Annotated in this window: 21 protein-coding genes and 1 pseudogene; 6 read left to right on the top strand and 16 right to left on the bottom strand. The window is 70.3% G+C overall.

Going from position 1 to position 21867, the window contains the following annotated elements; genetic code table 11:
- The first annotated feature begins 56 nt into the window (after window positions 1-56).
- From ABZ319_RS16015 to ABZ319_RS16000, 4 genes are all read left to right on the top strand, one after another.
- Window positions 57-737 (top strand): amino acid ABC transporter permease, encoded by a 681-nt coding sequence (locus tag ABZ319_RS16015; RefSeq protein ID WP_354987158.1) that lies wholly within the window; start codon window positions 57-59, stop codon window positions 735-737.
- Window positions 734-1630 carry an amino acid ABC transporter permease gene (locus ABZ319_RS16010; protein ID WP_354987157.1) on the top strand — a complete coding sequence of 299 codons (897 nt, stop codon included), beginning with the start codon at window positions 734-736 and terminating at the stop codon, window positions 1628-1630. The genes ABZ319_RS16015 and ABZ319_RS16010 overlap by 4 nt, the downstream gene beginning before the upstream one ends.
- A gap of 164 nt (window positions 1631-1794) precedes the next feature.
- Window positions 1795-2067, top strand: a complete 273-nt coding sequence (locus ABZ319_RS16005) for a hypothetical protein (RefSeq protein WP_354987156.1) — start codon at window positions 1795-1797, stop codon at window positions 2065-2067.
- 626 nt (window positions 2068-2693) lie between these two features.
- Entirely contained in the window at window positions 2694-3224 is a 531-nt protein-coding gene (locus tag ABZ319_RS16000) for a hypothetical protein (RefSeq protein ID WP_354987155.1), read from the top strand.
- 149 nt (window positions 3225-3373) lie between these two features.
- On the opposite strand, the gene ABZ319_RS15995 is transcribed toward ABZ319_RS16000, so the two are convergent.
- The 4 genes from ABZ319_RS15995 to ABZ319_RS15980 form a co-directional block, all read right to left on the bottom strand.
- Window positions 3374-3769 carry a hypothetical protein gene (locus ABZ319_RS15995; protein WP_354987154.1) on the bottom strand — a complete coding sequence of 132 codons (396 nt, stop codon included), beginning with the start codon at window positions 3767-3769 and terminating at the stop codon, window positions 3374-3376.
- A 422-nt stretch (window positions 3770-4191) separates the two neighbouring features.
- Complete coding sequence (gene recX / locus ABZ319_RS15990) at window positions 4192-5811, bottom strand: recombination regulator RecX (RefSeq protein WP_354987153.1); 1620 nt, start codon at window positions 5809-5811, stop codon at window positions 4192-4194.
- Between the two features lie 6 nt (window positions 5812-5817).
- Window positions 5818-6861: a recombinase RecA gene (gene recA / locus ABZ319_RS15985; protein ID WP_354987152.1), complete on the bottom strand. Its 1044-nt coding sequence runs from the start codon at window positions 6859-6861 to the stop codon at window positions 5818-5820.
- Window positions 6862-7053: 192 nt separating this feature from the next.
- Complete coding sequence (locus ABZ319_RS15980) at window positions 7054-8076, bottom strand: AsnC family transcriptional regulator (protein WP_354987151.1); 1023 nt, start codon at window positions 8074-8076, stop codon at window positions 7054-7056.
- 96 nt (window positions 8077-8172) lie between these two features.
- On the opposite strand from ABZ319_RS15980, the gene ABZ319_RS15975 reads away from it, so the two are divergent.
- A complete protein-coding gene (locus ABZ319_RS15975; protein WP_354987150.1) occupies window positions 8173-9576 on the top strand; it encodes an MFS transporter in 1404 nt (467 codons plus the stop codon).
- Window positions 9577-9704: 128 nt separating this feature from the next.
- On the opposite strand, the gene ABZ319_RS15970 is transcribed toward ABZ319_RS15975, so the two are convergent.
- The gene (locus ABZ319_RS15970; RefSeq protein WP_354987149.1) at window positions 9705-10157 is read right to left on the bottom strand and encodes a nuclear transport factor 2 family protein; all 453 of its coding nucleotides are present in this window, start codon (window positions 10155-10157) and stop codon (window positions 9705-9707) included.
- Between the two features lie 163 nt (window positions 10158-10320).
- On the opposite strand from ABZ319_RS15970, the gene ABZ319_RS15965 reads away from it, so the two are divergent.
- Window positions 10321-10845, top strand: a complete 525-nt coding sequence (locus ABZ319_RS15965) for a CGNR zinc finger domain-containing protein (protein WP_354987148.1) — start codon at window positions 10321-10323, stop codon at window positions 10843-10845.
- Between the two features lie 15 nt (window positions 10846-10860).
- On the opposite strand, the gene ABZ319_RS15960 is transcribed toward ABZ319_RS15965, so the two are convergent.
- From ABZ319_RS15960 to ABZ319_RS15910, 11 genes and pseudogenes are all read right to left on the bottom strand, one after another.
- Entirely contained in the window at window positions 10861-11052 is a 192-nt protein-coding gene (locus ABZ319_RS15960) for a DUF3046 domain-containing protein (protein WP_354987147.1), read from the bottom strand.
- 10 nt (window positions 11053-11062) lie between these two features.
- The gene (locus ABZ319_RS15955) at window positions 11063-12226 is read right to left on the bottom strand and encodes a nucleotide disphospho-sugar-binding domain-containing protein (protein ID WP_354987146.1); all 1164 of its coding nucleotides are present in this window, start codon (window positions 12224-12226) and stop codon (window positions 11063-11065) included.
- A gap of 82 nt (window positions 12227-12308) precedes the next feature.
- The gene (locus ABZ319_RS15950; RefSeq protein WP_354987145.1) at window positions 12309-13019 is read right to left on the bottom strand and encodes a PIG-L deacetylase family protein; all 711 of its coding nucleotides are present in this window, start codon (window positions 13017-13019) and stop codon (window positions 12309-12311) included.
- A 57-nt stretch (window positions 13020-13076) separates the two neighbouring features.
- Complete coding sequence (locus tag ABZ319_RS15945) at window positions 13077-14228, bottom strand: ROK family protein (protein WP_354987144.1); 1152 nt, start codon at window positions 14226-14228, stop codon at window positions 13077-13079.
- Between the two features lie 64 nt (window positions 14229-14292).
- Entirely contained in the window at window positions 14293-15732 is a 1440-nt protein-coding gene (locus ABZ319_RS15940; RefSeq protein ID WP_354987143.1) for an ABC transporter permease, read from the bottom strand.
- Window positions 15729-16502 (bottom strand): ATP-binding cassette domain-containing protein, encoded by a 774-nt coding sequence (locus tag ABZ319_RS15935; RefSeq protein ID WP_354987142.1) that lies wholly within the window; start codon window positions 16500-16502, stop codon window positions 15729-15731. The genes ABZ319_RS15940 and ABZ319_RS15935 overlap by 4 nt, the downstream gene beginning before the upstream one ends.
- Window positions 16503-16536: 34 nt before the next feature.
- Window positions 16537-17697: a substrate-binding domain-containing protein gene (locus tag ABZ319_RS15930; protein ID WP_354987141.1), complete on the bottom strand. Its 1161-nt coding sequence runs from the start codon at window positions 17695-17697 to the stop codon at window positions 16537-16539.
- A gap of 110 nt (window positions 17698-17807) precedes the next feature.
- On the bottom strand, window positions 17808-18749 hold the full coding sequence (locus tag ABZ319_RS15925; RefSeq protein ID WP_354987140.1) for an NADP-dependent oxidoreductase: 942 nt from the start codon (window positions 18747-18749) through the stop codon (window positions 17808-17810).
- 144 nt (window positions 18750-18893) lie between these two features.
- Window positions 18894-19070: a hypothetical protein gene (locus tag ABZ319_RS15920; RefSeq protein ID WP_354987139.1), complete on the bottom strand. Its 177-nt coding sequence runs from the start codon at window positions 19068-19070 to the stop codon at window positions 18894-18896.
- A gap of 253 nt (window positions 19071-19323) precedes the next feature.
- Window positions 19324-20229, bottom strand: coding sequence for a hypothetical protein (locus tag ABZ319_RS15915; protein ID WP_354987138.1), 906 nt, complete (start codon window positions 20227-20229; stop codon window positions 19324-19326).
- A gap of 840 nt (window positions 20230-21069) precedes the next feature.
- Window positions 21070-21813, bottom strand: a pseudogene (locus ABZ319_RS15910) (PspA/IM30 family protein); the annotation flags it as partial.
- Window positions 21814-21867: the final 54 nt, after the last annotated feature.

The raw sequence follows: 21867 nt of genomic DNA, 5'->3' as shown, positions 1-21867 counted from the left end.
TTTCACATGAATCCGCCCGGCACGCTTCGCATTTCGATCGGAGGGACGCGACAGCCGTGTTCGACTTGATCTCCCGGTACGACACCCAGCTGTACGACGCGTTCTGGGTGACCATCAAACTGACGCTCTATTCGGCGCTCGGCGCGCTGATTCTGGGCACCATCGTGGCCGGCATGCGGGTCTCGCCGGTGCCGATCGCGCGCTGGGTCGGCACGGCGTACGTCAACATCTTCCGCAACACGCCGCTGACCGTCATCATCGTGTTCTGCTCGCTCGGCCTGTACACGACCCTGCAGATCAAGCTCGCGCCGGACGGTCCGAACGACCTGATGGAGAACAACTTCCGGTACGCGGTGCTCGGATTGAGCGTGTACACGGCGGCTTTCGTCTGTGAATCGCTGCGCTCGGGCATCAACACCGTGCCGCTGGGGCAGTCCGAGGCCGGGCGCTCGCTGGGCCTGACCTTCTTCCAGAATTTGCGAGTCGTGGTGCTGCCGCAGGCCTTTCGCGCGGTGATCGCGCCGCTGGGCAGCGTGTTCATCGCGCTGACCAAGAACTCGACCGTGGCCTCGGTGATCGGTGTCAGCGAGGCCGCGCTGCTGATGGACGACATGATCGAGGTCGAGGCCGCGCCGCTGCTGGTCGGCGCGATCTTCGCGACCGGCTTCGTGCTGCTCACCCTGCCCGCCGGGCTGCTGTTCGGCTGGCTGGCCAAACGATACGAGGTGGCGCGATGACGTCGGCATCGGTCCTGTATGACGCGCCCGGCCCCAAGGCGCGCCTGCGTTATCGGCTGTATTCGGTGGTCGTGGTGGCGCTGCTGCTGGCGGCGGGCTGGTTCGTCTACAGCGGGCTCGCGGAGAAGGATCAGTTCACCGCGGAGAAGTGGAAGCCGTTCCTGGAGGGGCAGGTCTGGACGACCTACCTGCTGCCGGGCCTGCGGGGCACGGTGGTCGCGGCGGTGCTGTCGATCACGCTGGCGCTGGTGATCGGCATGACCTTCGGCATTCTGCGGCTCTCCGATCATCGGGCGGTGCGCTGGACCGCGGGCGCGGTGGTCGAGCTGTCCCGGGCCATCCCGGTGCTGATCCTGATGATCTTCCTGTTCGCGATCTACTCCGAATACAACGTCTTCCCCTCCGATCAGCTGGCGCTGGCGGCGGTGGTGACGGCGCTGACCATCTACAACGGCTCGGTCATCGCCGAGATCGTGCGCTCGGGCATTCGCTCGCTGCCGCGCGGTCAAGGCGAGGCGGCGGTCGCGCTCGGCATGCGCAAGGGCCAGCTCATGCGGCTGGTGCTGCTGCCGCAGGCGATCACCGCCATGCTGCCCGCGCTGGTGTCGCAGATGGTGGTGGCGCTCAAGGATTCCGCGCTCGGCTACGCCATCACCTATCCCGAGGTGGTGCGGGCCGGCAAGCGCCTGGGCGCTGCGGAGCAGAACACCATTCCCGCGCTGCTCGTCGTGGCCGCGCTGATGATCGTGCTCAACTACGCGCTGTCCGTGGTGGCCACGCGCCTGGAGAAGTGGCTGCGCACCCGCAAGCGCGGCAGCAGCGCCGTGGTGGCGGCGGACGCCAACATCGCCGACGCGACCCCGGGCATGGATCTGACCGGCGGCAAGAAGTAGGCGCCTGCCCCGTCGAAACAGCCGCGACCGGCCCCGGAGGTTACGCCTCCGAGGCCGGTTCGCTGTCCGGTTCCGGCCGATCCCGTTCCGCCGGACCGAGTCGTTACGGCCAATGTCACTGGAGAGCAGGACAATCGGCGCTCCCGGCTCTCATACTGAATCTCATGAGCGACCATGACCGTGCGCGCAGGCAGCTGTACCTCGGCCTGATAGTGGCCGCGGTCATCGCCCCCCTCGCCGCCCTCTGCGCGGCCCTGGCCGCCGCGATCGGCGCCCGACTGGTGGAGGATGCCCGAAACCGCCTGGGTGCCGCCGAAACTCTGCCCAGACGCCCCGATTCCCCGGTTCGCCTCGCGACCCCGCGCCCCGCGGGTCGCACCGATCACCGACGCCCCCGGCGCGCCCCCACCCGGCACACGGGCCGAATCCTGCACTGAACCAAACGGTTCCGCACCGGTCCCCATCACCGCCCGCTGTTCCACGGGCGGCCAGCTCAGCCACTCGTTGCGGTCGAGCAGGCCGAGTACCAGGTCAGCATCGAGTTCGGTGGTGGTGGCCAACCGGCGCAGGAACATCGGCAACAAAGCCTTCACGTCGGCGCGATCGCCGACGGTGTTGCCGAGCTTGATCAGCAGTCAAAAGGGAGTTACCCGGTCGATGTGGACCGGCGCGCCGCAGTGGGGGCAGCGGTCGAGAACCGGGCGGCGGGGGTAGGTGTCGAACGCGGAGGCCACGGCCGTGAGTGCCGTTTCGAGGTCCGTGTTCACCGTCCGATCATCGCATCGGGCGACGGCGGAGATCGGGAACGGGTTTCGGGGAGATGAGATGTCTTGTGTGCGAAAAGGTTGCCGAATCTTTCTCGCGGGGCGTGTCAATCGCTGAACTCCGCCGATTCGATTGATGAACTCGCCTATCATCACCGTGCGGTTTTGTTCTATAAGAGCTTTTCATGGCTAGTTTCATCGCTTTTATCGGCGGGCGTGACAGGTGCCACTCGAGGTAACAGCGGTTTGAATGCTGCCGGTTTACCGTCTGAACTCATTCGTCTAGTCGGGAGGTTGCGATGTTCGATGGGAAGAAGGTTGTGGTGGTAGCGGCTGTCGCGGCGGCGGGGCTGGCGATGGCCGGGTGTTCGACGAAGGACGATGCCGGGGCCGAGGCCGGGACGCCGAGTGCGCCCGTCACGACGGTCACGTCGGTCACCCCGACGCCCGGGCCCGCGAACGAGAGCGACGACCCGGGCGAACAGGGCGGGGGCGTGCGGATTCCGCTGGGCGACACTCAGCGGGTGGCGGTGCCGGCGGACGCGGTGCTCGACATCAAGGGCAAGGCGAAGTGGGAGCCCGCCTGGGTGCAGTGCACGGTGGCCGATTCCGCGGGTAACCCGGTGGAACTGCTGCCGCCCCCGGCCGACGCCGAACCCGAATCCGCCGCCCACGGCGGCACCTACCTGCCGTTCTACACGATCGCCGCGCCCGCGAGCGCGCCCGGCGGCGGCGTCGACGTCACCTGCGTCGGCGTCGGCGGGAAGCTGGGGCCCACCGATTTCGTCCGGGTCGTGCCGCGCGGGGTGATGCCCGCCCCCGCCAACTGATCCTGCGTACCCGCCCCCAGCACGCGCCGATATGGCCTCGCCGATAACCGGCGAGGCCGCATCCGTTGGTCCACAACACTTTCGACCAGCCGCGGCGGTGACGACCCGCCGCGGCCCGACCGCGGTGGCCGGAGCCACCGGTGCCGGGGTCACGCCGCGAGCGCCGCGGCGATCTTCTGGGACATCGCGACCACCGCGGGGGCGGGCTCGCCCTTCTTCGGCTGCGAGGCGGCCGCCACGGCGACCATGATGGTGTCGCGGAAGTTGGCCGCCTCGCCCGGGTACTCCTCGAGCAACCCCACGGTGGCGGTCAGACTCGGCAGGATCTGCTCGGCCAGCTCGGCGACCGACTTGCCGGTCAGGTGGATGTCGTTGGACCTGCCGGAGAGCACGTGCCCGACCAGTCCCGTCGCGGACAGCAGTGCGGCGGAGCCGCGGGAGACGCTCTTGGCGCCGGCGGCGGCCAGCAGGGTGATCGCGCCGTAGGCGGCGGTGCGCAGGACGCTCTGGTCCTGGGCGGTCAGGGCGACGGTGGCGTTCGACATGGTGTACTCCTCGGTTTCGGTTGCGGCCCCGGGGTTTCGGTTCCCGGTGCCGCTCGCTTCGTTGATGTACACACTCTGTCCGGCCCGGCTGACACGACGCTGACAGCCGACTGACAGGTCCGCTGACACGGTGACGGCCGCGCGAACCACGAGGAAAGCCAGCGCTTTTCGTGCACTGATCCCACCCGAAGGCACACCGGATTCAGGCGCGGGCCCGCCGATTCGACACCGTCACGAAGGCGGCACCGTCCCGGTCCGGGACCACACGCGGGATCGACCTCCAGGCCGGTCGAGCCGCTGGAACCGACCCCATTCCAGGATGGCCGACCGGTCGGATCGCAAGCGGCGGCCGGTGATACGACACCGAGCGGCTGTCCAGGGCTCCGGTCGGCGGATCGGTGATCGGTCCCCGTGCCGGTGCGCTATTCCTCGGAATCGTCGCCGGGCGCGGCGAAGGTGAAGCCTTCCAGCTCGGCTTTGACGACCGTGTAGGCGGTGCCGGGGTTGTAGCCGCGCCGGGCCAGCATGCCGACCAGGCGGCGGATCGCTTTCTCGCGGTCGAGGGACGCGGGCAGGGAACGGAGCTTGCGCCGGACCAGTTCGGCGGCGCGCTCGGTTTCGTCGTCGGAGCTGATCGTCGAGAGCGCCTCCTGCGCCTGCTCCTCGTCGATGCCTTTGCGCCGCAACTCCAGCGCGAGCGCCTTCTTTCCTTTGCCCGAGAAAGTGTGCCGGGAGTAGACCCACTCCTGCGCGAAGGCGGCGTCGTCGATCAACCCCACCTCGGTGAGGCGATCCAGCGCCCGATTGGCGACCTCGACGCTGAATCCCTTGGTGGCCAGCCGATCCGCCAGCTCCGACCGGCTGCGCGCCCGATCGGTCAGCAACCGCAAACACGCGTCCTTGGCCGCGACCTCGGTGCCGCCGTCCGGCAACGGCTCCCCCGGCATCCGCCGGGCCCGCCGCGACCGCCCGCCCTCGCGCGACTCGTCGTCGTCCCGTGCCCCCGCCGAATCCTCGCGACCCCGCCGGCCCCCGCGCCGCCGTCGTCCACGATCTTCGCGCTCGAGCTCGTCCGCGTCCGCCGCACCACCGTACGATCGACCATCCCGCAGGTCGTCAGCACCGAACTGCCGTGCCCCAGAAGGCTCATCGTCGCCACGTGATCGGCCGCGTTCGCCGTTGTGCGGATCATCCTCACCGAGACGTGGCGACCGCTTCGTCGCCGACTCCGCACCGCCCGATTCGCCCGCCGGACCGGTGCCGCGGCGGAGCAGGCCCGCGCGCAGCAGATCCTCGATGCGGGGCGGCTCGCCGGAGTCCTCGGGTACCGGACGCGAGCGGCGGGCACGACGGGGCGGGCTCGCGGAATCCGGGGCGTCGGCGTCGGGATATGTTGCCGCCGAGCGGTTTTCGGAGCGGGGACGATCGATGTCGCCCGGGGCGGGCGACGCTTGTTCTCGCTGCCCGTTCGGCCGACGCCGACCGGAGTATTCGGAGCCGCGGTGCGGCCGTGCGGCATCCGAGCCGGGTGCGGACAGGGCGTCGCGCGGGTCTGCTGTGCGCTGCGCCGCGGCATAGCGCGCGTCCGCCCCGAACTCGTTCCGGCCATCCGGCTCGGTGCGGATCGTGCCGTCGGGCTCGGACGGTGCGGCCCAGGGATCTTCGCGGTCGCCGGTCCGATCCCAGGAATCGTCGGTGGAGACCCCGCGCCAGGCGTCGTCCTCGGCGACCGCGGCCCGGCCCCACGGATCATCCTCGGCGGGCGGGGCGGCGTTCTCCCAGTCCGAGACGTGGCGGGAATTGGTTGCCACGCGGGCGGACTCGTCGGCGGCGGCGCCGGAATCCCAGTTGCCGGCGGAGCCGCCTTCATCCCAGCGGCTGGTGGGAGCCCACGGGTCGGAGCGGGAACCGCCGCGCGAGCGGGACTTTCGAGATTTCGAACCGTCGAACTGGCGCCGGAGGCTTTCTACCGCGTCCAGGCGCGAACCATCGGGCCCCGGCGGAAGGTGCCGGGGCCCGGTGGCGGGACGTTCATCGGGCATGAGGGCCTAGAAGTCGGCCGGGGCCGCCGCCGCAGCTTCCGCGGTGACATCGGCGCCGATGCCGAGCTTCTCCTTGATCTTCTTCTCGATCTCGTCGCGCACGTCGTTGTTCTCGAGCAGGAACTTGCGGGCGTTCTCCTTGCCCTGGCCGAGCTGGTCGCCCTCGTAGGTGTACCAGGAGCCGGACTTGCGGATGAAGCCGTGCTCGACACCCATATCGATGATCGAGCCCTCCTTGGAGATGCCCTGCCCGTAGAGGATGTCGAACTCGGCCTGCTTGAACGGCGGGCTGACCTTGTTCTTGACGACCTTGACGCGGGTGCGGTTACCGACCGCGTCGCTGCCGTCCTTGAGGGTCTCGATGCGGCGCACGTCCAGGCGGACCGAAGCGTAGAACTTCAGCGCCTTACCACCGGTGGTGGTCTCGGGGGAGCCGAACATCACGCCGATCTTCTCGCGCAGCTGGTTGATGAAGATCGCGGTGGTGCCCGAGTTGTTCAGCGCGCCCGTCATCTTGCGCAGCGCCTGGCTCATGAGGCGGGCCTGCAGGCCGACGTGGCTGTCACCCATCTCGCCCTCGATTTCCGCGCGCGGCACCAGGGCGGCGACGGAGTCGATGACGATGATGTCGATGGCACCGGAACGCACCAGCATGTCGGCGATTTCGAGCGCCTGCTCACCGGTGTCGGGCTGGGAGACCAGCAGCGCGTCGGTGTCGACGCCGAGCTTGCGGGCGTAATCGGGATCGAGCGCGTGCTCGGCGTCGATGAACGCCGCCACGCCGCCGAGGGCCTGCGCGTTGGCCACCGCGTGCAGCGCGACCGTGGTCTTACCGGAGGATTCCGGACCGTAGATCTCCACGACGCGACCACGCGGCAGACCGCCGATGCCGAGCGCGACGTCCAGCGAGATGGAGCCGGTCGGAATCACCGCGATGGGCTGGCGGGACTCTTCGCCCAGGCGCATGACCGCGCCCTTGCCGAAGCCCTTCTCGATCTGCGCGAGCGCGAGTTCGAGTGCTTTGTCGCGATCGAATGCCTGTGGTGCCATCGTCCGGTCCCCTTTTCGACGGGTGAGTCTCAATCTGTGGTTGGCGCCCACGTTAGAGGGCGGCACCGACAAGTTCCGACGACAGCTTAAACGAACACCTGTTCGAGGCAAACACCACGCCACGCGACACGCAGGACCAATCCACACGGAACAGCCACCGGCGATAGCTGTCGCACATGACCGTCCCCGCCGTCACGGCACCGGATTGATCCGATCCGCGTCCAGGAGCGTCTGCGCCTGCTTGAACACCCGCAGCGCGGGCGTCACCTCCACATCGGTGATGCCCTCCAGCGCGCCCAGCCGCTCGGTGAGATACCGGTACAGGTGCGAGGTGTCCCGGCACACCAGCGCGGCGGTCAGATTGGTCGGCCCGGTAGTGGCCGCGACGTAGGTGACCTCGGGATGGGTGGCCAGAATCGCGCCCACCGCCGCCAGATCCGCGGGCCGGGTCCGCATCCACAGCGCCGCGCGCACCGCGAAACCCATTCGCTCCAGGGCGAAATCGAGGTCGAAGTACAGCACCCCGGCGTCGATGAGCTCGCTCATGCGCCGCGCCGCCCGGGGCGGGCTCCACCCGGTGGCCGCGGCCAGCTGCGCGTACGGGGCCCGTGCGTCCCGCCCGAGCACGGCCAGCATGGCCTCGTCCTCGAGCGAGAGCGCGATGGGCAGCTCGTGCACGGCCCGATCCTGTACCGGCCGACGGGGTCCCAGCTCCCGCAGCTGATCCGCGTCGAACAGCCGGCTGTAGCGCGGCCACTCCTCGTCGAGCGGAAAGTTGTGCAGCACTTCGTAGGCGAGCAATCCGGTCACGTGCGGCGCGCGCGGAATCAGTTGCAGCAGCAGGGCGTCGCGGCGCTGCGCCGACCGCGCCCGGCTCACGCACATCACCTCGGATCCGGTGGACAGCAGCGAAACCCAGCTCAGGTCGGGTATCCGCGCCAGCGACTCCCCCAGTCGCAGTGCGGCGTCCGGCGTGGATCTGATGCGCATGATCCAGCGCGCGTGCCCGAGCGGCACCACGTTCACCTGCCCGGAGAGGTGAACGATCCCGCGCACGCGCAGCGATCGATACCGCCGCGCCACCGTCTGCTCCGACACACCCAGGATCTCACCGAGTTTCGCGAAGGGTATGCGCGCGTCCACGACCAGCGCGTGCACGATTCGCTTATCGAGATCATCGAAAATGACGGAATAATGCGGTGTTTCGACCTCCACAGGAGGAATCTAACGATTTCCGGGCCGCGACTAGGACAAAACAGGCGCGAGTCACACGCTGAGCGAACACATTCGTTCACTCCCCCGGAGGTTCCCGTGCGGAAATGGCTTCCGCTGTACGCCGCGTGCCTGGGCACGCTCATGCTGCTCATCGACGTCACCATCGTCAATGTCGCGCTCCCCGATATGACCGTCGATCTCGGCGCGGGGCTCTCGGGCCTGCAATGGATCGTCGACGGCTACGCGCTGGCGCTGGCGGCCCTGCTGCTGGCCATGGGTTCGGTCGCGGACCGGATCGGGGCCAAACCCGTCTACCTGGCCGGGCTCACCCTGTTCGCGCTGGCGTCACTCGCCTGCGGAATGGCGGGCGGCACCGGCATTCTCATCGTCGCCCGGGTGCTGCAGGGCGTGGGCGGCGCGGCCATGTTCGCCACCACCCTGTCGCTGCTGCACGCCACCTACACCGGCCGCGACCGCGGCATCGCCTTCGGCGCGTGGGGCGCGGTGGGCGGCGCGGCGGCCGCACTGGGCGTGGTGCTCGGCGGCGTGCTCACCGATCTGCTGTCCTGGCGCTGGATCTTCTACGTCAATCTGCCGGTCGCCGCGCTGACCATCGCCCTGTCGGTCCTCGCTTTCCCGGCCTCGCAACGACTTCCGGGCCGCGGCTCGGATCTGCCGGGCATGCTGTCCTTCACCACCGCGGCGACCGGACTCACCTTCGGCATCATCCGCGGCGGCGAAGACGGCTGGGGCGACGGCCTCGCGCTCGCCGCGCTGCTGCTCGGCGCCGGCGCGCTCGCGGTGTTCGCGGTCATCGAATCCCGCACCGCCGCACCGATGTTCCCGCTCGCGCTGCTGCGCAACCGCACGTTCTCGGCGACGCTGTTCGGCGCGTCCGGGCAGACATTCGCCGCGTTCGCGGCGTCACCGCTCATCTCGCTGTGGCTGCAGCAGCAGCTGAACCTGTCGCCGCTGCACACCGGCCTGGCCATGCTGCCCATGGCGATCACCGCGTTCGTGGTCGCGGGGGCGACCGGGCGGATCCTGCACGACGCCGCACCGGCCTGGACCATCGGCGCGGGCCTGATCGTGATCGGCGCGGGCGCGGGGCTGCTCACCCTCATCGGGCCCGAATCCTCCTGGACGGCCTTGATTCCGGGCTTCGTGGTGATCGGCGCGGGCGCGGGCGTCAATGCCCCGGCGCTGGTGTCGACAAGTATGGCGGCCGTGCCGCCGCAGCAGGCGGGCATCGCGGCGGGCGCGGTGAACACCGCCCGGCAGCTGGGTCTCGCCCTGGGAGTCGCGGTGCTGGGCACGGTGTTCCGCGGCGCGGCCGGGGACGGGCAGCCGCTGTCGCGCACGGACTTCGTCGCCGGTCTCGATACCGCGCTGGTGGTGGCGGGCGCGGTCGGCATCGGATTCGGGGCGGCGGCGTTCGCACTGTTCCGCCGGGCCGAGACCACGATGACCGTGCGGCCCGAACCGGTTCCGGTCGATTGAATCGGCGCGCCCGGCCACAGCGGGGTACCGGGAACCTGAAAACCGCTGTGGCTCGGGCGCAACCAGAGCAGGGATGCTCCTATCGATCATGATCCTCGGCGCGCCCGGACTCAACCCGTCGCGCGAAGTTACCGCAGCGGCAACTCCCATTCCGCGTCCTCGGCGCTGCGCGGGCCGAAGATCCGGCGCTCGGATTCCTCGATCCGGGTGTCGTTGATGCTGGCCTCGCGGCGCGACATGAGCCCCTCGGGCGAGAACTCCCACAGCTCGTTGCCGTAGCTGCGCCACCACTGCCCGGCCTCGTCGTGCCATTCGTACTGGAAGCGCACGGCGATGCGGTTCTCCCGGAAACCCCAGAGTTCCTTGCGCAGGGCGTAGCCGTTCTCGACGGACCATTTGCGCTTCAGGAAGTCCACGATCTCGGCGCGGCCGGTCAGGAACTCCTCGCGATTGCGCCAGACCGAATCCGCGGTGTAGGCGTTGGCGACGGTCTCGGGATCGCGGCTGTTCCACGCGTTCTCGGCGGCCCGCACCTTGGCTTTCGCCGAGTCCAGATCGAAGGGTGGCAGTGGTGGTCGCATGGCGCGTCCTGTCTCTGGAACGGGAAGAACTAACAGTTGTTCTTTGTTTGACAGGTTAGAAATTAGATCGAGCGACGCTCCCGCGTCAACCCCTGTAACTAAGATGACAGGTTAGAAAGGTGGTGATCCCGCGATGCCCGCCGCATGCCCGTTACCCTCAGTCGTGCTCGTTCCCCGCCCGCATCTCGGCGAACCCCTCGCCCTGGACCTGCTCAATACCCGCTGGATCTCCCCCGACGGACCGCAGGACCTGCTCACCGACGTGGACGGCCTGCGGCAGTGGCTGGCCGAGAACGCCCTGACCGCGCCGGCCGACGAGCCCACGCTGCGGGCCCTGCTCACCGCCCGCGAGGCGATCGCGAACACCGTGCGCGACCGCTCCTTCGACGAGCTGAACGCCGTCCTGGACCACGGCCGCGTGCGCCGCAGGCTCACCGCCGACGGGCCCGCCGACCTCCCCGACGTCGGGCAGGCGCGCTGGTTGCCGGCCTGGCTGGCCGCCGATGATCTGCTGCGACTGTGGGGCGTCGCGCCCGAACGCATCAAGCAGTGCGCGCACCCGAACTGCGTGCTCTACTTCTACGACACGTCCAAGAACGGCACCCGGCGCTGGCATTCCATGCTGACCTGCGGCAACCGGGCCAAGGCGACCCGGCACTACGCGAAGAAGACCCGGTCCGAGGACTGACCCGTCAGGGCCGGGTCACCACCGCCCGCGCGGCACGTCGAACTCCGCGCACAGCGCCCGCCACACCACCCGCGGATCCACGCCCGCCTCGATGGCCTGCGCGCCCGTGCGTCCCATGGACGGCAGCACGTGGTCGATCAACAGCGCATCGCCGCGCGCCGAACCGAATTCGGTATGCAAGAGCTCCTGGAATTCCGTCAATCGCACGGCCGCGAGCCTACGCTAGGCGCGCGGCCGCCAGCACGTCGTGGCACACCCGCACCGGATCGGAGACCACCGAGATCCCGGCCGCGGCCGAGCGCGCGGCGGCCCGATAGGACGGCTCCGCGAGCACCCGGGCGACCGCGTCCCGCACGGCCTCCGCGGTCAGCGGGCGGACCAGGATCGAACTGCCCTGGCGCGCGGCGCGATTGGCCAGCTCCCACTGATCGCCGCCACCCGGAATCGTCACCAGCGGCACCCCCGCCAGCAGCGATTTGGCCAGCAGCCCGTGCCCGCCACCGCCGATGACCACCGCGGCGTGCCGCAGCAGCTCGTCCTGACGGCCCAAACCCGCGGTGGCCCAGGCCGGTAGATCCGCGGGCGGGGTGTCCAGGGTGGACACCGCGACGCGCACTCCCGCGCCGTCCAGACCCGTCAGCACCGTCTCCACCATGTCGGCGACGCCGGTGTGCGCGGTCGACGGTGCGACCATGACCAGGGGCTCGGACCCCGGCGGCAGCGTCAGCACGTCCTTGGTCGGTTCCCACAGCAGCGGGCCGACCAGGTGCGCGTTCTCCGGCCAGTCCGGGCGCGGCACCTCGAGCGCGGGCAGCGTCGCCACCAGCCGGGCCGCCGGGCCCGGATCCTGTGCCGCCAGACCGACACTGGCGCGGGCCGTTCCGCGCTGGGCCTCGCCGCGCCGAATGTCGCGGGCGGTCAGCGTGCGCAACACCGAATCGCGCGCCCGGCCCCGCACGCCCGCGCCCGCGGCGAGCCCGCTGCCGATCGGCGGCAGGCCCTTGGACGGCAGGTACAGCGGATGCGGTGAGAGCTCCACCCACGGCAGCCCGAGCCGTTCGGCGGCCATGCCGCCGCCTGCGGTCAGCACGTCGGAGACCACCAACTCGGGCAGCATGGCGCTGAGATCGGGCAGGATCTCGGTCGAGATGTGCGCTGCCCGTTCATGAATCCGGGCCCCGGCGTCGGCGTCGTCGTCCCCGGCCCGGGGCGCCAGGCCCTTCAGCCGGCGCACCCCGATCCCGGCGTCGCGCGCGGCGTCGAACCAGCGCGGGCTGGTGAACAGCACCGGCTCGTCGCCCGCCGCCAGCAATCGAACGCACAGGGCGATCGCCGGAAAGGCATGTCCGGGATCCGGCCCGGCCACCACTGCTACTCGCACGCGCCCAGGGTGTCATATCTCGCCTGGAACGGCGGCACCAACACCACCGGTGTCGCGCCGCCGGGGATCGCGAGGCGGTAACTCAGCCGAAGTGATACAGCTCGAAGGCGACCGCCCGCGCGGCCGCGAAGCCCTCCTTGGGCCCGGAGGTCATCTCCAGCACCGCCCTGGCCTGGTCGGCGACCGGTTCGTCGCTCAGCGCCGCGAGGTAGCGGTGATGGCAGGTGAGCGATTCGACGGCCTGCTCGATGTGGTCGCTGACATCCACCGCGTGGCTGCCGTCGGCGACCCCGGCCACCGCGGCCCAGCGCGGGGAATGCCGGGGCAGATCGGCGAGCTCGGGGAAGATCCACTCGTTGCCGGCGTCCGAGACCGCGTCCAGGGCCGCGCGCCCGACGGCGCGGTGATCGGCGCTGTTGGCGTAGCCGCGCGCCCAGATATCCCCGAAGTTGAACAGCACCACCAGTTCCGGCTGATGCCTGCGAATGGCGGCGGCCAGATCGCGGCGCAGTTCCAGGCTCTCGACCACGCGCCCGTCCGGGTAGCCGAGGAACTCCACCGCGCTCACGCCGACCACCTTGGCGCTCGCGCGTTCCTCGTCCTCGCGCAGCGGCCCGGATTCGGCGGGCGGCAGGCCCGCGATACCGGCCTCGCCGCTGGTGACGAGCAGGTAGCGCACGTCCTTGCCCTGCGCGGTCCAGCGGGCCACCGCGGCGGCGCAGCCGTATTCGATGTCATCGGGGTGCGCGACGATGACCAGGCCGCGCTGCCAATCCTCGGGAAGCTGTTCCATATCAGAATTCAACCGCTGTCCGGGCGCGAGCGCACACTCTTCGAGGTCACGACGCGTTCACAGGCGGGCCAGGACGTCACCGAACGCCGCTTCGGCCGCACCGAGCAGCTTGAGATCGGGTCCCAGCCCGGACTTCTCGATCCGCACGCCACCGATCGCGCGGCTGACCATGCTGCGCCCGCGCACCTGTGCACCGACCCGTGCGACGGCCGCATCGGGCAGCGCGGTGAACAGATCGCCCAGCACCACGAGTTCGGGGCCGAGGATGTTGACGACGTTGACCAGGCCGAGGGTGAGCCAATCCAGGTAGTCGCGCAACGCGGGCTCCCAGTTGTCCTGGAGCGCACGCAGTTCGGCCACGATCACCCCGCGCGGACCGTAGCCGGGCAGGCCCAGCGCGCGGCACAGCGCCGCCTCGCCGACCTCGGTCTCCCAGCAACCGGTATTGCCGCAGTGGCACGGGCGGCCGTCGGGGCGCACGCTCATATGGCCGATCTCGCCCAGATAGCCCGCGGCCCCGCGCAACAGCGCGCCCTGCGCGATCAGTCCGCCGCCCACCCCCACATCGGCGGAGACGAACACGGTGTCGTTCGCACCGCGACCCGCACCGCGCACATGTTCTGCCAGCGCACCGAATTCGGCGTCGTTGCCCACCACCACGGGTAACTCGAGCACCGTGCTCAATCGCTTGCCCAGGGCCACCTCGGACCACCCGAGATCGACCGCCGCGTGCACGAGCCCGTCGGCGCGGCGCACCACACCCGGCACCGACACCCCCACCGCCATGGGCGAGATCCCGAGGTCGCCGGTGAGCAGTGCCGCGGACTCGGCGACATGGGTGATCACCTCCTCCGGTTCCCGTTGCCGCCCATGCAGATTCCAGCTGTTGCGGCCCAGGATCTGGCCGCCGAATCCGATGACCGCGATCGCGGCCCGTTCGGCCTGCACGTCGACCGCCAGCACCGCGGCCGCGTGCGGCTGCGGCAGCACCAGCAGTGAGGGCCTGCCCGCGCCCCGGGCCAGGCGCGGCACGCGCTCCTCGATCAGCCCGCCCGCGGCGAGCCCGTCCACCAGCATCTTGATGGTGGAACGATTCAGGCCCAGGGCGGCGGCCAGCGCCGCGCGCGTGGCCGGGCCCCCGGTATGCAGCAGGCGCAGGAGGCTCGACCGGTTGAAGCGGCGCACCTCGTCCGGTCGGGCGACGGTCATGGAGAAAGCAATACCACTACCGCGCGGGCCAGCGCGGCCCCGCCCGGCACGGGTACGCCCGCCCTCATCGCCGTGCCACCGCCGTACGACGGCGGGACAGGGCGTCGACGGTCGCCGCCAGCAGCAGCACCAGACCGGTGACGATGGACACCACCGCGGCCGGCTGACTCAGCAGACCGAGCCCGTTGGACACCACCGCCAGCACCGCCCCGCCGATCACCGCGTCGGCCACCCGGCCCTTGCCGCCGAACAGCGAGGTGCCGCCGATCACGGCCGCGCCGACCGCGAACAGCAGCGTGTTGAGCCCGCCCGCCTGCGGATCCACCGAGCCCACCTTGGACGAGTAGACGATCGCGCCGACGGCGGCGCACGCCGAGCAGATGACGAAAACGCTTGCCCGCAAACGAGTTACGTTGATACCCGCCCGGCGCGCGGCCTCGGCGTTGCCGCCGACCGCGTAGATGTGCCTGCCGTAGGTCGTGCGAGTCAGCACGTACGTACCGGCCACCAGCAGGACCAGCACGATCGGGACCACGTAGGGCACACCGGAGATCTCGATCAGCGCACTCGGTGAGCGATTCATGGTCAGCAGGGCCGTCACGCCGATCGCGAAGACGCCGAGCGCCAGCACCTTCGCGACCACCAGCGGCGTGGGCGGGGTCACGAGCCCGCGCCGCCGCCGCAGCAGCTGCCCGCCCAGGGTGACCGCCGCGTAGCCGCCCGCCGCCACCACGCACAGCGCCCAGCTGCCCACCGTGGACAGGTTGCCGTTGGCCACCTTGTCCAGCACGGGTGAGGAGCTGATGCCCAGCACCCCGCCCTCGCCGATGAGCTGGAGGATGACCCCCTGCCAGGTCAGGAACAGGGCCAGGGTGACGACGAAGGACGGCATCCCGATCTTCGCGATGAGAAAGCCGGTGACACAGCCGATTCCGACGCCGACGCAGACCGCCAGCACCATCTCCACCCACGGGTTCGCGGCCAGCCCGAGCACCGTGATCAGCACCCCGAGCAGCGAGAACGCGACCCCGGGCCAGATCCGCAGCAGGCCGGCCAGCAGCGCCGCGAGCACCAGCATGGCGATGAACAGGAAGAACACGGTGGATCCCATGCCCGAGAGCAGGTTTCCGTTCTCCACGTAGTGCATGGCCAGCACCGCGCCCGCCACCCCCGAGGCGGTGCCCGCCGAGAGGTCGATCTCGCCGATGAGCAGCACGAACACGATGCCGATCGCGATGATCGTCTGGCCCGCGCCCTGGGCGAGCAGGTTGGCGATGTTGTTGAGCGAGAGGAAGACATCGGACAGGACCGAGAACAGGACCACCAGCGCCACCAGACCCAGCAGCGCGGGCAGCGAGCCGATCTCCCCGGCGCGCAGGCGCGCGAGGTAGTCGCGCACGGCCTCCGCCGTGGACAGGGTGGTGGTGTCTATCCCGAAATCGGCGACCGCCGAATCCGTCTTGCGCAGGGTTACCGAACCCTGTTCCGCCGCTTGTTCGTTCACAGCGCCACCGCCTCGGGCCGAGCCAGGCCGAGATCGCCGGAGCGACCCGCGGTGATCAATTCGACCACCTGGGCATGGGTGACCTCCGCGGTCCGCACCTGCGCGGCAGTGCGGCCCAGGTACAGCACCGCGATGCGATCGGCGACCTCGAAGACGTCGGCCAGATTGTGGCTGATCAGCACCACGCCCAGACCCTGTTCGGCCAAGCGCCGCACCAGATCCAGCACCTGCCTGGTCTGGGCCACGCCGAGGGCGGCGGTGGGCTCGTCCAGCAGCACCAGCTCGCTGTTCCACAGCACCGCCTTGGCGATGGCCACGGTCTGCCGCTGCCCGCCCGACAGAGCCGCCACCGGCGTGCGCACCGATTTCACGGTGCGCACGCCCAGCGAAGCGAGCGTGCGCCGCGCCGCCTCCTCCATACTCGCCTCGTCCAGCAGCCACGGTCTCCCACGTTCGCGGCCCAGGAACATGTTGGCCACGATGTCGAGATTGTCGGCCAGGGCCAGGTCCTGGTAGACGACCTCGATGCCCAGTGCGGCAGCGTCTTTGGGCGCTTTCACCTGGACCGGCTCGCCCCGGAAGCGAATCTCTCCGGAGTCGGCCGGGTGGATGCCCGCGACACATTTCACGAGTGTGGATTTGCCCGCGCCGTTGTCGCCGACCAACGCGGTCACCTCCCCCGCCGGCACGGTGAAGTCCACATCATGGAGTACGTGCACCGGGCCGAAACTCTTGTTCAGACCGGTGATTCGGAGTAGCGGCTCGGTCACGTCGTGCTTCCTTGTCAGCGAGCGATGGCCGGAACTAGGAGATGCCGAGTTCGGCGCAGGCGGCCTGCAGATCCCCGCCGCAGATATCGGCGGGCTTGACGAATCCGGCGTCGGTCACCTGTTTGACCTCGGCGCGGGTCACGGTCTGCGGGGTCAGCAGCACCGATTTCACCGTGCGCTTGCCCTTGGGATCCTGACTCACCGCCTGCGCCAGCGTGTCCGCGCCCGCGGTGTCGCCCTTGGCCAGGGCCACGGCGAGTTTCGCGGCGGCCTGGGCCTCGTCGCGGATCGGCTTGAACACCGTCATGTACTGGTCCCCGCGCAGAATCGCTTTGAGGCCGTCGGCGGTGGCGTCCTGGCCGGTGACCGGCACCTTGCCGTTGAGACCGTTCTTCTTGAGCACGGTGATCACCGCGCCCGCGAGGCCGTCGTTGGCGGCGACCACACCGTCCACCTTGCCGCCGTTGCCGGTCAGGATCTGCTCGAAGGTGCTGCCGCCCTTCTGATTGTCCCAGCCGTCGATGGCCTGGCTGCGCACGAGCTTCAGCGCGCCCGAGTCGTACAGCGGACGCAACGCCTTCTGTTGCCCCTCATGGAACAGAGTCGCGTTGTTATCCGTCGGCGCGCCCTCGATCTCGACGACCTGGGCGCCCGGCTTGTCCTTCAGGGCGGTGATCAGCGCCTGGCCCTGGAGCTCGCCCACCCGCACGTTGTCGAAAGACACGTAGTAGTCCGAGGATCCGCCGAGATTGAGGCGGTCGTAGTCGATGGTGGGGATGCCGGCGCGCTTGGCCTTGGCGGCCACCGCGCCGCCGACCTCGCTGTTGATCGAGGCGATGATGAGCACCTTGACGCCCTTGGCGATCATGCCGTCGGCGAGGGTGCTGAACTTCTGCACGTCGCCCTGCGCGTTCTGCACGTCGGCGTCGAAACCCTCTGCGCGCAAGGCAGATTGGAGCATGGGTTTGTCGAAGGATTCCCAGCGGGCGGAGGTGGCTGTCTCGGGCAGGATGACGCCCACGGTGCCATTGGCGCCGCCGCCGGACGGTGATTCGGGGGTGTCGTCGGAGCTGGAATTGGAGCCGCAGGCCGAGACGGTGAGCACCCCGGCCAGCGCCAGGGCGAAGAACGCGTGTTTGCGGCGGGCTCGGGAACGGCCCGGATACAACTGCGGGAGCGGGGTTTTCGACCTCATCAGGGTGACCCTTTCGAGCGGCGGCCACCGGATTGCGGCCGTGCGCGAGCTATATGTTGTGGGCAACAACATATGCGAACGGGGTCACCCCGACGGGGCGATTCGACGAATCAGGGCAGCAGAACAACCTTCCCACCGGCGTGTCCGCCGACGACGAACCGGTGCGCGTCGGCGGCCTCGGCCAGCGGATAGGTCGCGCTGATCACCAGATCCAGCTTTCCGGCGGCGGTCAGCGGGATCAGTTCGCGCCAGGCGTCGTTGCGGATCTCGGTGCCCGGGTCCGCGCCCGGTCCGCCGCCCAATGCCTGGAAGCCGGACTCCGCGGCGCGGCCGAAGGCGACGATGGTGGCGATGCGGGAGCGATCGGCGACCAGCTCGAGCGAGACGTCCACGGCTTCGTCGGTGCCCGCGGTGTCGATCGCGGCACTGACGCCCCGGGGCGCCAGTTCGCGGACGCGATCGGCCAATCCCGGTCCGTACGCGACCGGTTCGACGCCGTAGGCGCGCAGCCGGTCGTGCCGCGCGGGCGACGCGGTGCCGATGACCCGTGCCCCGCGCGCCACCGCGAGCTGCGCGGCCAGCGAACCGACACTGCCCGCGGCGCCGTGCACCAGCACGGTGTCACCGGGACCGACCGCGGTGGCGGTGAGCAGATGAACGGCGGTGCCGCCGACCACGAGCAAACCGCTCGCGACCTCCCAGCCGATTTCCAGCGGCTTGGGCACGACCCGGTCGGCGCGCACGGTCACCGCGGTGGCGTACGCGCCCCCGCGCACGATCACCTCGTCCCCGACCCGCACCGGACCCGCGGGCCCGACCGCGTCCGGACCGACCGCGGTCACCACCCCGGACGACTCCGAGCCGAGCCGGATCGGCAGGGCGCTCGAATCGGTGCCGAACGCGCCGCTGTAGCGCTTGTAGTCGAAGGGGTTCACGCCCGCCGCACGAATCTCGACGCTGACCTCGCCCGGGCCCGGATCGGGAAGTTCGATCTCCAGCGGGGCCAGTACCTCGGGACCACCGTAGGCGGTGGCGACGATAGCGATTGTCATACCTCAACGTAGCGCCGCCCCGCGGCAATCGATTCCCCGCACACCGGTGGGCCGCCCGGAAATCCGGACGGCCCACCCGCGGCCACGCGCACCCGGTGCGCCACCGCCGAGTCCGTGCATCACGGCTCGCTCAGCGGCTGCCCGTCACAGCTTGCTCAGCGGCGACTTGTCGTTCGAGCCCGAGACCGCCTTGTAGAGCAGGTACAGGCCGAACACCACCAGGCTGATCATGAGGATCGGGAACAGACCCTTGATCAGCGCACCGATGATGGCGAGCGCGATCCAGACGACCGCGACGACGCCGATGATCTTCCACAACATGGTGAATCCTCCCGGAGATGTCTCCGAACCGCCGTCAGCGCGATCCGACAACCTCCATACTGGCCGCCCCCCAACCGAAAAGCACCAGGTCACACCCGATATCCGGGAAAGTTCAGGGTTCCCACCCACACCCCCTGACCCGGCCCCGATCCCGATCGAGGGCCGGACTCGACGGACCGACGGACAGCCCTACTACCGGAGGACGCGGGCGATGCGGGCGCCTGCGCACCCCGAGCCCAGCAGGCCGGGGGGATCAGGGGCCGGCGCGGAAGCGGCCGTCGGCCAGCTCGGTCAGGGCCTGGGCCCAGCCGTCGAGGCGGTCGGCGGCATCGCGCAGGTGCAGGGTGGCCCAGCCGAGATCGTCGGCGAGGGGGGCGCTTTCGGGGACCGCGAGGACGCGCGCCGCGGCGGCGACCATGCCCTCGAATTCGAGCACGCCGCCGTCCAGGCGCACCGAGACCGCGGTGATGTGCTCGCCCAGTGGGGAATTGCGCGGGCCGAGCGCACCCGCGGCGTTCTCCATGGCGACCACGTCGGCGGCCAGCGCGTGCAGGGCGGCCGCGCCCGAGGCGGCGGTGTCGACGGTGTCGGTCAGGTCGTCGGCGAGCAGGCGCTGGGATTTGGCGATCTGGCCGATCAGGCCGTGCAGCGCGCGTTCGGCGCGCACCAGCCGAGCGATGGAGGCCCGGGCGGCCGAACGCGCGGGTGGCAGCTTGCGCGGAACGAACGCGGCCTGCGGCAGCGGTTCCTTGCGCAGTTGCAGATAGCGGCGGGTGGTCACCGCGGCGCCGGTCACCAGTGCGACCGCTCCGCCGCCGACCACGATCACCGCCCAGGCCGGGGCCGAAATCAACACCAGCCCAACGGTCCCCGCGGTGGTCAATCCCGAGGCGGTGCCGAGCCGGAAGCTGCGCCGTCGCGAGCGCCTGCGCCTGCGCAGCTCGCGCTCACGCGGATCGGCCCACTTGCGCACGGCGACCAGCGCCTGCTCCCCCACCCCGCGCAGGGTGTCGGGCAGCCGCTGCGCCAGCTCCTCCGGCTCGACGCCGGTGGGAGCCAGGAAGTCTCGGGCGGCCTGCGTGGCCCGCTCACGCCTGCCGCGCTTGCCACCGACAGCGGCACCCGCGTCGAACCCGTATCGCGCGCCGGCGGGAGGCACGTCGCGCCCGGGATCGGCCGCTGGAGGCCATGCCCGGGCGGCATCATTCGCGCCGGGTCCTTCACCGAAGCGCGGCCGGACGTCGCCGAACGACACCTGTGGCTCGGAATACCCGGCGGCGGCCGACGGGTACGCCGGTGCGGGCGGAGTCCGGTACGTGCCGCCATGCGGCGGACCGCCCGCCGGTACGGAACCGCGGTCGGCCGGGGCCTGCCCTGCGCTCGCGTTCCTGTCCCGCGAACGACGCTCGCGAGCGGCGGGGTCCCCTCGCCGGCCCGTCACGGGGGCGGGGCCGTGGGTGGCCTCGGGTCCGGGCCGGCGCTGCCGGTCGGCGGTGTCCACACCCGGCGGAGCGTGCGGCGGGCGCGCAGCCCGCGCGGCGGGCCGCTCCGGCGGATGCGCATAATCGCTTGCCGTGGAAGGGTTTTCGGGATCGAAGCCGGCAGGATAGCGACGAGTGGGGGTCGCGCCGGGGTGCGTGAGCGGTTCGGTCGGATGGGCCGGGGCGGGGGCGTGCGCCTGGTCCGGCGCCGGAGCGGGTGCGCCGTCAGCGGAGACACGCGCGGAACCCGGCGCGGGCGAGTCGCTTTCGCGAGCGGGCGCCTGCGCGGCGGGCGAATTGGCTTCCAGCAGAGTCGGGAAGCCGGGGATCGGGGCCGGGGCCTTCTTCGTGCGGGTCAGGCGGGGAAAACGCGCAGGGGAGGTCGCGGGGTCCTTGTCGGCCCGCGATCTCCCCATCACTCCAACGCCTTTCGGTGCCGCGCCTGCCTACTGCTGGGCGGCCTGGCCCTTGTTGATCTGCGGCTGCGCCGCGGCCGGGTTCGGGACGGCCTGCTGGTCGCCGCCGGCGGGCAGCGCGTCACCGCGCATCGAGGCGCGGATCTGCTCCAGACGGCTGTGACCGGCCATCTGAATGCTCGCCTGCTGAACTTCCATCATGCGGCCCTGCACCGAGTTCTGCGCCAACTCGGCCGAACCGAGCGCGTTGGCGTAGCGGCGCTCGATCTTCTCGCGGACCGCGTCCAGGCTCGGGGTGGAGCCGGGGGCGGACAGGGTCGAATCCATCTGCTGCAGCGAGGCGGACACCTGCTCCTGCATCTTGGCCTGCTCGAGCTGGGACAGCAGCTTGGTGCGCTCGGCGACCTTCTGCTGCAGCAGCATGGCGTTCTGCTCGACGGCCTTCTTGGCCTGCGCGGCCGCCTGCAGCGACTGGTCGTGCAGCACCTTCAGATCCTCGACGGACTGCTCCGCGGTGACCAGCTGCGCCGCGAACGCCTCGGCGGCGTTGGTGTACTGGATCGCCTTCTCGGTGTCGCCCGCGCCCGACGCCTGATCGGCCAGCAGAACCGCCTGGCGCGCATTGGCATTGAGCTTCTCGACCTCGTCCAGCTGGCGGTTCAGCTTCATCTCCAGCTGGCGCTGGTTACCGATCACCGACGCCGCCTGCTGCGACAGGGCCTGATGCTGCCGCTGGGCCTCCTCGATAGCCTGCTGGATCTGAACCTTCGGATCCGCATGCTCCTCGATCTTGGAATCGAAGAGGGCCATCAGGTACTTCCAGGCCTTCACGAACGGATTAGCCATCGATTGATCCCGCCTCCATCTGACATGCCGCGCGCTGCCGCGCGGCATAGTGCG

This window comes from Nocardia sp. NPDC005978 (assembly GCF_040614455.1).
In the GTDB taxonomy this organism is placed as follows: domain Bacteria; phylum Actinomycetota; class Actinomycetes; order Mycobacteriales; family Mycobacteriaceae; genus Nocardia.
This window is presented reverse-complemented; position numbering and strand designations above follow the sequence as displayed.